This window comes from Ornithinicoccus hortensis, from assembly GCF_006716185.1.
Classification (GTDB): domain Bacteria; phylum Actinomycetota; class Actinomycetes; order Actinomycetales; family Dermatophilaceae; genus Ornithinicoccus; species Ornithinicoccus hortensis.
The window spans coordinates 3341150-3354384 of record NZ_VFOP01000001.1; the positions used below are offsets into that span (position 1 = coordinate 3341150).

The 13235-nt window shown below is 71.1% G+C and carries 8 protein-coding genes and 1 tRNA gene; 6 read left to right on the forward strand and 3 right to left on the reverse strand.

The window, feature by feature from the left end:
- The first annotated feature begins 234 nt into the window (after positions 1-234).
- The gene (locus tag FB467_RS15640) at positions 235-1038 is read left to right on the forward strand and encodes a 3-hydroxybutyrate dehydrogenase (RefSeq protein ID WP_141785924.1); all 804 of its coding nucleotides are present in this window, start codon (positions 235-237) and stop codon (positions 1036-1038) included.
- A gap of 133 nt (positions 1039-1171) precedes the next feature.
- Here the strand turns inward: FB467_RS15640 and FB467_RS15645 are convergent, their stop codons facing one another.
- The 3 genes from FB467_RS15645 to FB467_RS15655 all read right to left on the reverse strand — a co-directional run bounded on the left by FB467_RS15645 (position 1172) and on the right by FB467_RS15655 (position 5498).
- Entirely contained in the window at positions 1172-2656 is a 1485-nt protein-coding gene (locus FB467_RS15645; RefSeq protein ID WP_141785925.1) for an aldehyde dehydrogenase family protein, read from the reverse strand.
- Between the two features lie 80 nt (positions 2657-2736).
- A complete protein-coding gene (locus FB467_RS15650) occupies positions 2737-3738 on the reverse strand; it encodes a homoserine dehydrogenase (RefSeq protein ID WP_141785926.1) in 1002 nt (333 codons plus the stop codon).
- 113 nt (positions 3739-3851) lie between these two features.
- Entirely contained in the window at positions 3852-5498 is a 1647-nt protein-coding gene (locus FB467_RS15655; protein ID WP_141785927.1) for an arginine--tRNA ligase, read from the reverse strand.
- Between the two features lie 101 nt (positions 5499-5599).
- On the opposite strand from FB467_RS15655, the gene FB467_RS15660 reads away from it, so the two are divergent.
- From FB467_RS15660 to FB467_RS15680, 5 genes are all read left to right on the forward strand, one after another.
- A tRNA-Arg gene (locus tag FB467_RS15660) sits at positions 5600-5671 on the forward strand.
- 293 nt (positions 5672-5964) lie between these two features.
- A complete protein-coding gene (locus FB467_RS15665) occupies positions 5965-7389 on the forward strand; it encodes an aldehyde dehydrogenase family protein (protein WP_141785928.1) in 1425 nt (474 codons plus the stop codon).
- A 60-nt stretch (positions 7390-7449) separates the two neighbouring features.
- Positions 7450-8475 (forward strand): ABC transporter ATP-binding protein, encoded by a 1026-nt coding sequence (locus FB467_RS15670; protein WP_141785929.1) that lies wholly within the window; start codon positions 7450-7452, stop codon positions 8473-8475.
- On the forward strand, positions 8472-9305 hold the full coding sequence (locus tag FB467_RS15675; RefSeq protein WP_141785930.1) for an ABC-2 transporter permease: 834 nt from the start codon (positions 8472-8474) through the stop codon (positions 9303-9305). The genes FB467_RS15670 and FB467_RS15675 overlap by 4 nt, the downstream gene beginning before the upstream one ends.
- A 109-nt stretch (positions 9306-9414) precedes the next feature.
- A complete protein-coding gene (locus FB467_RS15680; protein ID WP_141785931.1) occupies positions 9415-13233 on the forward strand; it encodes a multifunctional oxoglutarate decarboxylase/oxoglutarate dehydrogenase thiamine pyrophosphate-binding subunit/dihydrolipoyllysine-residue succinyltransferase subunit in 3819 nt (1272 codons plus the stop codon).
- Positions 13234-13235 lie beyond the last annotated feature (2 nt).

Sequence of the window (13235 nt, forward strand, 5' to 3'; positions counted from 1 at the left end):
AAGGACGGACGGAGTCCGTCCCGGCGAATCACCAGCACGAACAGAGTGGTTACCCAACCCCAAAGAGCGTGGGTCCACACCACGGATTGCTCGCGGTGGATGATCACTACACGCTGTCGGGAACCACGAAAAACGGGTTCAGCCGAACTGTCGCGCGAGTGCGGTTCCTACCGTACCACCTTGCGCCCCATGCCCTCGCCTCGACGCCCGTGGGGCCGTGGCTAAGGTGACCCCATGAGCAGCCACAGTCAGTCCCCCGCCCACGACGGCACCGCCTCCGGCCACCTCAGCGGTCGTCATGCCCTGGTGACCGGCGGTGGTGGTGGCCTGGGCACCGCCATCGCCCTCCGGCTGGCCAAGGACGGTGCGGCCATCACCCTCGCCGACATCGACGCGGACAAGATGGAGCCGGTCGCCGCGCAGGTCCGCGAGCTGGGCGTCCCCTGCGAGACCTGGCAGCTGGACCTGTCCGACGTCGCCGCCCAGTCCGAGCTCACGCTCGAGTTCGACATCCTGGTGAACAACGCCGGGATCCAGCACGTGGCCCCCATCCACGAGTTCCCGGTGGACCGGTGGGAGCTGATCCAGCGCCTCATGGTCACCTCGCCGTTCCTGCTCATCCGGGCGTGCCTGCCGCATATGTATGCCGGGGGTTACGGCCGGATCGTCAACATCTCCTCGGCCCACGGGTTGCGGGCCAGCGAGTTCAAGTCCGCCTACGTCGCGGCTAAGCACGGCCTGGAGGGACTGTCCAAGGTCACCGCGCTGGAGGGCGCCAACAAGGGCGTCACCAGCATGTGCATCAACCCCGGCTACGTCTGGACCCCGCTGGTGGCCGCCCAGGTCAAGGACCAGGCCGTGGCCCACAACATGAGCGAGGACGAGGTGGCCGAGAAGGTCATGCTGGCGGCGCAGCCCCTCAAGGAGTTCGCCACCCCCGAGGCGATCGCCGAGGCCGTCGCCTACTGCACGAACCCCTACAGCAGCTCGGTTACCGGGACGAACATCGTCGTGGACGGGGCCTGGACCGCGCGCTGACCCGGCGGACGGCCTCCCAGGGGCTGCAGGATTATCGGGTTACCCCGAAACCTGGCGCTATCGACCGGGAAGCTTCTCCTACGAAGCGCAGGATTATCGGGTGACCCGATAATCCTGCGCCCGGAGGAACGCCTCAGAGGGCGACGTTGATCTGCTTGATCTGGGTGAAGCCCTCGAGCATCCCCTCGAGGGAGACCTCACGGCCGATGCCGCTGGTCTTCATGCCGCCGTACGACTGGCCCGCGAGCTGGCCGCCACCCTGGTTGACCTGGACCCAGCCGGAGTCGATCCGGTGGGCGGCCCGCAGCGCGGCGCTGATGTCCTTGCTGAAGACGAACGCCGCCAGCCCGTAGTGGGTGTCGTTGGCCATCTTGATGACCTCGTCCTCGTCCTTCCACCGGATGACCGACAGGATCGGGCCGAAGATCTCCTCCTGGGCGATCCGCCAGTCGTTGGAGACCTGGGTCAGGATCATCGGCGCGTGGTAGAAGCCGGGCTCCCCGACGGTGAGCTGCTCGCGACCGTCGAAGGCGACCGCAACGTTCTCCTGCGCGAGGCCGTCGTCGATGTAGCCCTGCACCCGGTCGTACTGCTTGGCGTTGATGATGCAGCCGATGTCGGACTCCTCCTCACGGGGGTTGCCGACCTTGAGCTTGGCGGTCTTGGCCACCAGCTTCTCCAGGAACTCGTCGTGGATCTCGTCGTGCAGGAAGAGCCGCGAGCCGCTCGTGCAGCTCTGGCCCTGCCGGGCGAACCTGGTCGCGGCCAGCACCTGGTCGACGACCTCGTCGGTGCAGGAGTCGGGGTAGACGATGGAGGGCGACTTGCCGCCCAGCTCCAGGGAGGCGTGCGCCAGGCGGGCACCGGCCTTGGAGGCGACCCCGTGGCCGACGAGGCTGGACCCGGTGAAGGAGACCTTGTCGACGTCCTGGTGCACGACCAGGGCCTCACCGATCTCGGCGCCGAGGCCGGTGACCACGTTGAGCACGCCCGCCGGCAGCAGCGGGCCGATGATCTCGGCCAGCTTCAGGATCGTCAGCGGGGCGTCCTCGGCGGCCTTGAGCACGATCGTGTTGCCGGCGGCCAGGGCCGCGGGCACCTTGAACGCGGCGATCAGCAGCGGGGAGTTCCACGGCAGGATCCCGGCGACCACGCCCAGCGGCTGCCGCCGGGTGTACTGCAACTGGTTGTCCGGGGTGGGCAGCACGGTGCCCTTGACCTCACCGGCGATCCCGGCCATGTAGCGGAACAGGGACACCAGGGAGCCTGCCTCGGGGCGGGCCTGGGTGCGGATCGCGTTGCCGGTGTCCAGCGCGGTCAGGTGCGCCAGCTCCTCGACGGCCTCCTCGAGGGCGTCGGTGCACTTGTGCAGGGCCCGGGAGCGCTCCGCGAAGGTCAGGTTGGCCCAGGCCGGGAACGCCGCGCGCGCGGCGGCGACGGCCTTGTCGGCGTCGGCCTCACGGGCCCTGGGGGTCGTCGCGATGACCTTGTTGCGGTCGATCGGGGTGATCACCTCGATCGTCTCGCCGGCCTCGGCGGGGACCCACTCGCCCCCGATGTACATCAGTTCCTCGGAGATCTCGATGTCCTCGAGAGCGACTCCGGCGACGTCCTTCATTCACTTGCTCCTCTGCAGGGGATCCAGTGCTCCTCACGATACCCGCGGGCACATTCGCCCCGACCCCGGCCCTGCAGGGATCAGGAGCGTCCCGCGACGACCCGGCGCGCGGCCGCCACCACGTCGCCGAGCACCGCCGACGCCGTGGGCTCGCCCCCGGCCCCCGCACCGGCGAACCGCAGCGCCCCGGCCGAGGCGGTCTCGATCACGATCGTGTTGCCGCCCTCGCGGGTCAGCGCCAGCGGGTCGTCGCCGGCCAGACTGACCGGCCGCACGGCGACCTCGACCTTGGGTGACTCCGGGGTCCCCGAGCGCCACGCCGTGGCGACCAGCTTGATCACCTGGCCGGTCCCCCGCGCGGTGTCGAAGTGGTGGTCGGTCAACTGGCTGATCCCCTCGCGCTGCACGTCCTCCATCCGGACCGGGACCCCCCAGGCGGCCCGGGCCAGGATCACGATCTTGGCGGCGGCGTCGATGCCCTCCAGGTCCTCGGTGGGGTCGGCCTCGAGGAACCCCAGCTCGCCCGCCCGGTCCTTGGCGTCCTCGAACGACATGCCCTGCCGGGCCACCATGTCGAGGATGAAGTTGGTCGAGCCGTTGAGGATGCCGGCGATCCAGGTGATGTCGTCACCGGCCAGGGACTCCCGGACGACACGGACCACCGGCACGGCGGCGGCGACGGCGGCCTCGTAGTCCAGCCCGACCCGGCGCTCGGCGGCCAGCGCCTCCAGCTCGGCTCCCCGCTGGGCGATGAGCTGCTTGTTGGCGGTGACCACCTGCGCACCACCCTCCAGCGCCCTGGTCAGCAGGCCGTGCGCCGGCTCGATGCCCCCCATCAGCTCGACCACCACGTCGGCGCCGTCGATCAGGTCCTCGGGCCGGTCGGTGAGCAACGCCTCGGGCACCCCGGGCAGGTCGCGCGGGCGGGACAGGTCACGGACCGCGATGCCGCTGAGCTCCAGCGGCGCACCCACCCGGGAGGCGAGCAACGGGCCCCGCGCATACAGCTGCCGGGCCACCGCTGCCCCCACGGTGCCGGCGCCGAGCAGCGCCACCCGGATCGGGGACTGGGCTTGGGTCATGGGTCACTCCTGCGTCGGGTTCGTCGGTTGGGTCGGTCGGTTCGGGTCGGTCTCGTATGGGGTCGGTCTCGTCCAGCGAGGGTATGCCGGATGGTCGGGTCGGCGGGTCCCGGTCACATCCGCTCGGGCGCGGTCACGCCCAGCAGGCCGAGTCCGTTGGCCAGCACCTGCCGGGTGGCGTCGTTGAGCCAGAGCCGGGTGCGGTGCAGGTCGGTGATCTCCTCGTCGACGTCGACCGGGCGGACCCGGCACTCGACATACCAGGTGTGGAAGTGCCCGGCCAGCTCCTCCAGGTACCGGGCGACCCGGTGCGGCTCGCGGAGCCGGGCCGCCTGCGCCACGACCCGGGGGAAGTCGCCGAGGGCGGCCAGCAGCGCCGCCTCGGTGGGGTGGGCCAGCAGCGCCGGGTCGAAGCCCCCGTCGCGGTCCACCCCGTCCTCGGCGGCGAGCTTGGCCACGTTGCAGGTGCGGGCGTGGGCGTACTGCACGTAGAAGACCGGGTTGTCGTTGGACCGCTTGCGCAGCTCCTCCCCGTCCAGGTCCAGCGGGGAGTCCGCCGGGTAGCGGGCCAGCGAGTAGCGCACCGGGTCCGAGCCGATCCACTCCAGCAGGTCGGTGAGGAAGACCGCGTTGCCGCGGCGCTTGCCCATCCGCTCGCCCGAGATGTTGATCAGCTGGCCGATGAGGACCTCGATGTTGGTCGCGGGGTCGTCGCCGGCGCACGCCGCGATCGCCTTCAACCGGCCCACGTAGCCGTGGTGGTCGGCGCCGAGCATGTAGACCTTCTGCGGGAAGCCGCGGTCCTTCTTGCTCAGGTAGTAGGCGGCGTCCGAGGCGAAGTAGGTGGGCTCGCCGTTGGCCCGGATCAGGACCCGGTCGCGGTCGTCACCGAAGTCGGTGGTGCGCAGCCAGACGGCGCCCTCGGCGTCGAAGACGTGGCCCTGCTCACGCAGCCGCGCCACCGCCCGCTCGACCTCCCCGGAGTCGTGCAGCGACTTCTCCGAGAACCACACGTCGAACTCGACCCGGAACTCCTCCAGGGTGTCCTTGATCTGCTGGAGCTGCAGCTCGTAGCCCCGGGCCCGCGCCAGCGCGGTGGCCTCGGCGTCCGGCAGGTCCAGCAGGTCGGGACGCTCGGTCAGGAGCCGGGTCGCCAGGTCCTCGATCCACTCCCCCGCGTAGCCGCCCTCGGGCACCTCGGCGCCGCGCGCGCGGGCCACGATCGAGGCACCGAACTTGTCCATCTGGGAGCCGGCGTCGTTGATGTAGTGCTCGGCGGTGACCCGTGCCCCGCTGGCCTGGAGGAGCCGGCGTAGGGCGTCGCCCAGGGCCGCCCACCGGGTGTGCCCGATGTGCAGCGGCCCGGTCGGGTTGGCCGAGACGAACTCTAGGTTGATCACCTGGCCGTCGAGCGCGTCGTTGGTGCCGTATGCCGTGCCCGCCGCCACGATGGTCCGCGCCAGTTCGCCGGCGCTCCCCGCGTCGAGCCGGATGTTGAGGAAGCCGGGGCCCGCGACGTCGACGCCCGCGACCCCGTCCACCGCGTCCAGGCGGCCGGCGAGGTGGGTGGCCAGCTCTCGCGGCGGCATCCCGGCGGCCTTGGCCAGCTGCAGCGCGACGTTGGTCGTCCAGTCCCCGTGCTCCTGGCTCCGGGGTCGCTCCACGCGCACCTCGCGGGGCACCTCGACGGCGAGGTCGCCGGCGGCGACGGCCTGCTCGAGGGCGGCGGTGATGGCAGCAGCGAGTTGCTCAGGGGTCACCGGGCCGATTCTAGTGCCGCGTGCGGCCCGCTCCGGCCCACCCCGGGGCGTCGGCCCGTGCACGGAGCACCCCGTTCCGGCTGGTACTCTTTTGCGCTGTTGCCCCCGTAGCTCAGGGGATAGAGCACCGCCCTCCGGAGGCGGGAGCGCAGGTTCGAATCCTGCCGGGGGCGCAACGCGAGGCCGTCGGCCCCTCACCGGGGCCGGCGGCCTCCGCCATCCCCCTGCAGGATTATCGGGTCACCCGATAATCCTGCCCTTCGTAGCAGAACCTTCCCGGTCGATAGCGCCAGGTTCCGGGGTGAAGCCAGGACCCGGCCGCGCCAGACCGCGACCGACGTGCTCCTCGCCCGCCAGACCGCGACCAACCCACCCTCGACGCCCGCCGGAGACCCGGGGGCAGCACCGCCCGACCCGGGTGGTTGCATGGTGCCCACCCAGACCTGACGCACCCGAGCGGAGCCCCATGGAGACCACGCAGTCCTGGATCAACGGTGAGTCCGTGCCCAGCGCCGACACCTACGACAACGTCGACCCGGCCACCGGCCGGACCATCGGGTTGGTCGCGCGGGCGGGCGCCGACGAGGTCGACCGGGCGGTCGCGGCGGCCGCGGCGGCGCAGCCGGCCTGGGCGGACACCTCCCCCGAGGAGCGCTCCGAGCTGCTCGAGCGCTGGGCAGCGACCGTGGAGCGGGAGGCCGAGCAGCTGGCACGCTGGGAGTGCGAGGACACCGGCAAGCCGCTCAGCCAGGCACGCGCCGACGCCCGGACCGCGGCCCGCTACCTGCGCTACTACGCCCACGTGGTCGAGGCGTTCTACGGGATCACCATCCCCAAGGGCGCCGACCTGCACGCCTACACGCGGCGCGAGCCGTTCGGCGTGGTCGGGTCGGTCGTCGCCTGGAACTACCCGCTGCAGCTCGCCTCCCGCACCCTGGCCGCGGCCGCGGTGACCGGCAACGGCATCGTGCTCAAGCCCGCCGACGAGACCCCGCGCACGACCGTCGCCCTCGCCCGGTATGCCGTGGAGGCGGGTCTGCCCGCCGGTCTCGTCAACGTGGTGACCGGGATCGGGGCCGAGGCCGGGGCGGCGCTGACCGCGCACGAGGGCGTCTCCCAGCTGAGCTTCGTGGGGTCGACCACGATCGGCTCGCAGATCGCCCACGCCGCCGCCGAGCGGGTGGTCCCGACGGTGCTGGAACTGGGCGGCAAGTCGGCCCAGGTGGTCTTCGCCGACGCCGACCTCGAGGCCGCCGCGGAGGCGGTGGCCCGCGGCGTGCTGCAGAACGCCGGCCAGACCTGCTCGGCCGGCTCCCGGCTGCTGGTGCACGCCGACGTCCACGACGAGTTGGTCAGCAAGGTGGTCCAGCGGCTGGAGGGCACCACGATCGGTCCCGGTCTGGACGACCCCGACCTGGGCCCGCTGGTCTCGGCCAAGCAGTGGGAGCGGGTCTCCAGCTTCTTCACCGACCTGGGCCAGGGCGAGGTCCTCACCGGCGGCGGACGCCCCGCGGACGAGGCGCTCGCCGAGGGCGCCTACTTCGCCCCCACCGTCGTCGACGGTGTCGACCCGCACAGCCGGATCGCGCAGGAGGAGGTCTTCGGACCGGTCCTGGCGGCGATGACCTTCACCGACGAGGACGAGGCGGTCGCGCTGGCCAACTCCACCGAATACGGCCTGCTCGCCGCGCTGTGGACCCGCGACCTGAGCCGCGCGCACCGGTTGGCCGGCCGGGTGCGCGCCGGTCAGGTCTTCGTCAACAACTACGGCGCGGGCGGCGGCGTGGACCTGCCGTTCGGCGGGTTCGGCAAGTCGGGCTACGGCCGGGAGAAGGGCCTGGAGGCCCTCGAGTCCTTCACCCAGACCAAGACCGTCGTGATCAAGTTGTGAGTCCGGCCGGATCGACATACCTGCTGCGCCGCACCGGACGAGAATGTTCTACTGGCTGACATGACCGACGCGACCGCGCCCCCGGCGCCGCCACCGTCCGCGCCACCCGGCACCGCGATCGAGGTCGAGGGGCTGTCCAAGAAGTTCGGGGACTTCGCCGCCGTCGACGACCTCTCCTTCCGCGTCCAGCCCGGACGGATCACCGGGTTCCTCGGCCCGAACGGCGCCGGCAAGACCACGACCCTGCGGATGTTGCTGGGCCTGATCCGGCCCTCCGCCGGACGCGGGTTGATCGGGGGGCAGCGGTATGCCGACCTGCCGGCCCCGCTCTCGACCGTCGGCGCAGCGCTCGAGGCCACCAACTTCCACCCCGGGCGGACGGGTCGCAACCACCTGCGGGTGCTGGCGGCCACGCACCGCATCCCCGACGCCAGGGTCGACGAACTCCTGGAGCTGGTGGGGATCCCCGCGGCCGCGCGCAAGCGGGCCGGGGGTTACTCGATGGGTATGCGGCAGCGGCTCGGTCTCGCGGCCGCCCTCCTCGGCGACCCGGACGTGCTGATCCTGGACGAGCCGGCCAACGGCCTGGACCCCGAGGGGATCCGCTGGCTGCGGGGGCTGCTGCGGCACCTGGCCGGCGGCGGCAAGACCATCCTCGTCTCCTCGCACCTGCTCAGCGAGGTGGAGCAGACGGTCGACGACGTCGTGATCATCGCGAACGGCCAGCTGGTCCGGCAGGGCTCCATGGACGACCTGCACGGGGACCCCAACACGCTGCTGCGCACGTCCGACGCCGACCGGCTGCTGCGGATGCTGCGCGAGGGCGGGTTCACCGCCGACCACAGCCCCGAGCACGGTCCCGGGGCGCTGCGCGTGGTCGGGGACGACATGGTGCGGATCGGCGACCTCGCGCTCGCCGGGGGTGCCCCGGTCCACGAGATGCGCACGCTGCGCACCGACCTGGAGCGCCTCTACTTCGAACTCACCGAGTCCCCGCAGCACCAGAACCGCAACCGGGCCGGGGCCGGCCCGGGTCCCGAAGGGGTAGGACCGATGAACACCGTCGACGGGGAGGACCAGCGATGATCGCCCTCGTCCGTTCCGAGTTGCTGAAGTACCGCTCCACCCGGCTGTTCTGGGGGATGCTGATCGGGATGTTCCTCACCGGCGCCGCGTTCGCCGCGATCGGTGCGGCGTTCACCATCTACGGCGAGATGCCGATGGGTGGCCAGACGGTCGAGATGCGGTCCCTGGTGCCCGACGAGACGCTGGTCCGGCAGACATATACCGGCGGCATCCAGTTGGGTTACCTGCTGGCCCTGGTCATCGGGGTGCTCTCGATCGGCCAGGAGTTCCGGCACAAGACCGCCACCGGGACCTTCCTGGCCGCGCCCCGCCGCAGCCGGGTGATCGCTGCCAAGGTGATCTCGCTGATCGTGATCGGTGCCGTCAACGGCGTGGTCCACCTGGCCGGCGCGATGATCGGCGGCGGCGCGCTGCTGGCGGCCAACGGCATCCCGCTGTTCCCCGGCCCCGGCGGCCTGGTCCGCACCCTGGCGCTGGCCCTGCTGGTGCTCGGGCTCTGGGCATTGATGGGCCTGGGCATCGGGGTGCTGATCCCGAACCAGATCGCCGCGCTCCTGGTGGCGATCGCCTTCGCCTGGATCGTGGAGCCGCTGGTCGGCTTCGGCCTCAGCCTGGTGGACGGCGGGTCCGAGGTGGCCCGGTTCTTCCCCAGCCAGGCGACCTCGGCGGCCCTGGACACCTTCGGCGGGATGGACGCCTCGGCGGCCGAACAGATGGGTGCCTCCGGCGACCAACTGGCCTGGTGGGCCGGGGCCCTGGTGCTCCTCGCATACGCCGCGGTCATGACCGCGATCGGCACCTGGTTGACGCGCCGCCGCGACATCGTCTGACGCGTCTGGCGACTCGGCCGACCCGGGGGCCCACGAAGTGGCCGCGGCGGGCTAGGCTTAGCCCGCAGAAGATCGTCTGTCAACCATGTGAGGAAGAGGCGCGGACGCCGTGGCAGCACAGCCCCCCAGCAGTGACAATCCCCTGGCCGACTTCGGAGCCAACGAGTGGCTCGTGGAATCGATGTACGAGCAGTTCCAGGCCGATGAGTCCTCCGTAGCCCCCGAGTGGCGGGCGTTCTTCGCCACCTTCACCCCCGGCGACGCCGGCAGCAACGGCACGACGGCAGGTGACGGCGACCGGCCCGGCACCGGGTCCGCGACGAGCAAGGCCGCCAAGAGCGAGCCCGCCAAGACCACGGCCGCGCCGGAGAAGTCCGCCGCGCCGAAGCAGCCCGCCGCCAAGGCGGCACCGGCCAAGGCCGAGCCCGCCAAGGCCGAAACCGCCAAGAGGGACGCGACCAAGTCCGAGACATCCAAGTCCGAGTCCGCCAAGGGCGAGGGCTCCCCCACCCCCCGGGACGCCCCGGCCCGCAGGGACGCCGGGCCCCAGGAGGCGGCCCAGGTCACCCGGCTGCGCGGGGCGACCGCGCGGGTGGTCACCAACATGGAGTCCTCCCTGGAGGTCCCGACGGCGACCAGCCTGCGGGCCGTGCCGGCCAAGCTGCTGATCGACAACCGGATCGTGATCAACAACCACCTGTCCCGCAGCCGCGGCGGCAAGGTGTCCTTCACCCACCTCATCGGCTACGCCATGGTCAAGGCCCTGGCCGCGATGCCGGAGATGAACTACAGCTACGCCGAGCAGGACGGCAAGCCCGCCCTGGTCGTGCCCGCGCACGTCAACCTCGGCCTGGCCATCGACGTCCCGAAGCCGGACGGCAGCCGGCAGCTCTTGGTGCCCAGCATCAAGAGCGCCGAGCGGATGGACTTCGCCAACTTCTGGGGCGCCTACGAGGACCTGGTCCGCAAGGCCCGCGACAACAAGCTGACACTCGAGGACTTCCAGGGCACCACGGTCTCGCTGACCAACCCCGGCGGCATCGGGACGGTCTCTTCCGTGCCGCGGCTGATGCAGGGGCAGGGCGCCATCATCGGCGTCGGCTCGCTGGACTACCCGGCCGAGTGGCAGGGCTCCAGCCCCCAGCTGATCGCGAACAACGCGGTGAGCAAGGTGCTCACCCTCACCTCGACATACGACCACCGGATCATCCAGGGCGCCCAGTCCGGGGAGTTCCTGCGGGTGCTGCACCAGCTGTTGCTGGGCTCCGACGGGTTCTACGACGAGATCTTCACCTCGCTGCGGATCCCCTACGAGCCGGTCCGGTGGGCACCGGACATCACGGCCACGCACGACGACGACGTGTCCAAGGCGTCGCGGGTGCAGGAGCTGATCCACTCCTACCGGGTGCGCGGTCACCTGATGGCCGACACCGACCCGCTGGAGTACCGCCAGCGGCGGCACCACGACCTCGACATCACCAACCACGGGTTGACCCTGTGGGACCTGGAGCGGTCGTTCCCGACCGGCGGTTTCGGCGGCACACCGCGGCTGACGCTGCGCAAGATCCTGGGCATCCTGCGCGACTCCTACTGCCGCACCGTCGGCATCGAGTACATGCACATCCAGGACCCGGAGCAGCGGGCCTGGATCCAGCAGCGGGTCGAGGTCCCCTACGAGAAGACCTCGGCCGACGAGCAGCTGCGCATCCTGCGCCGGCTGAACGCCGCGGAGGCCTTCGAGACCTTCCTGCAGACCAAGTTCGTCGGGCAGAAGCGGTTCAGCCTCGAGGGCGGCGAGTCGGTCATCGCGCTGCTGGACCAGATCCTGACGATGTCCGCCGAGGAGGACCTCGACGAGGTCTGCATCGGTATGCCGCACCGCGGCCGGCTCAACGTGCTGGCCAACCTGGCCGGCAAGTCCTACGGGCAGATCTTCCGCGAGTTCGAGGGCAAGCAGGCCCCGGGCTCGGTCCAGGGCTCGGGTGACGTGAAGTACCACCTGGGCACGGAGGGCGAGTTCACCACCGAGAGCGGCAAGACCACCAAGGTCTACCTGGCCGCCAACCCCTCCCACCTGGAGGCGGTCAACCCGGTTCTCGAGGGCATCACCCGGGCCAAGCAGGACCGGCTCGACCTCGCGGGCGAAGCGTTCACCGTGCTCCCCGTGCTGCTGCACGGCGACGCCGCGTTCGCCGGCCAGGGTGTGGTCGCCGAGACCCTCAACCTGTCCCAGCTGCGCGGCTACCGCACCGGCGGCACCATCCACGTGGTCATCAACAACCAGGTCGGATTCACCACCAGCCCGAGCTCCTCCCGCTCCAGCGTCTACTGCACCGACGTGGCGCGGATGGTGCAGGCACCGATCTTCCACGTCAACGGGGACGACCCCGAGGCGTGCGTGCGGGTCGCCGAGCTGGCCTACGAGTTCCGGCAGGCGTTCCACAAGGACGTCGTGATCGACATGGTCTGCTACCGCCGCCGCGGTCACAACGAGGGCGACGACCCCTCGATGACCCAGCCGCTGATGTACGACCTGATCGAGTCCAAGCGCTCGGTCCGCAAGCTCTACACCGAGGCGCTGATCGGTCGCGGTGACATCACCGTGGACGACGCGGAGGCCGCGCTGCGCGACTACCAGCGCCAGCTGGAGCAGGTGTTCACCGAGACCAAGGCCGCGCTGCGCGGCGAGGACGGCGACTCCCGCGGTCTGGACCGCCCCCGTGCCCAGGAGGAGGACGAGGCGGCGCCGGTCACCAAGCACAAGAGCGCGATCAGCGCCGAGACCCTGCAGCGCATCGGCGACGCCTTCAGCGACACACCGGAGGGCTTCACGGTCCACCCCAAGCTCGCGCAGCTGATGCAGCGTCGCACCGAGATGACCCGCGAGGGCGGGATCGACTGGGCGATGGGCGAGCTGATCGCGATCGGGTCGCTGCTCATGGAGGGCACCCCGGTCCGGCTGGCCGGCCAGGACTCCCGCCGCGGCACCTTCGTGCAGCGGCACGCGGTCCTGACCGACAAGAAGACCGCGGATGAGTGGACGCCGTTGCTCCACCTGACCGAGGACCAGGCCAAGCTGTGGATCTACGACTCGCTGCTCAGCGAGTATGCCGCGATGGGCTTCGAGTACGGCTACTCGGTGGAGCGTCCGGACGCCCTGGTGATGTGGGAGGCCCAGTTCGGCGACTTCGTCAACGGCGCCCAGACGATCATCGACGAGTTCATCTCCTCCTCGGAGCAGAAGTGGAACCAGCGTTCCTCGGTCGTGCTGCTGCTGCCGCACGGCTACGAGGGGCAGGGACCGGACCACTCCTCCGCGCGGATCGAGCGCTTCCTACAGCTGTGCGCCGAGGAGAACATGCGGGTGGCCTACCCGTCCACGCCCGCCTCCTACTTCCACCTGCTGCGTCGGCAGGCGTTCGGTCGCCCGCGCCGGCCGCTCGTGGTGTTCACCCCGAAGGCGATGCTGCGGCTGAAGGCGGCCGCCAGCAAGCCGGAGGACTTCACCGAGGGCCGCTGGCAGCCGGTGCTCCCGCCGCGCCCGGTGGCCGACGCCTCGAAGGTCACCCGTGTCCTGCTCGCCTCGAGCAAGCTGGTGCACGACCTGGAGGACGACAGGGCCAAGCGCGAGGACGAGGGCACCGTGGTGCTGCCGGTCGAGCAGCTCTACCCGGTCCCCGGCCGGGAGATCGCCGAGGCGGTCCGGGCCTTCCCCAACGCCGAGCTGGTCTGGGTGCAGAACGAGCCGAAGAACCAGGGCGCCTGGCCGTTCATGGCGATCAACCTGCCCGAGGCCCTGGCCGAGTTCGGCGAGACCCGCCCGCTGCGGGTCGGCGCCCGCCCGGCCTCGGCGTCGCCGGCCACCGGATCGGGCAAGGCGCACGCCGCTGAGCAGCAGGTGCTGCAGGACGAGGCCTTCGCCCGCTGACC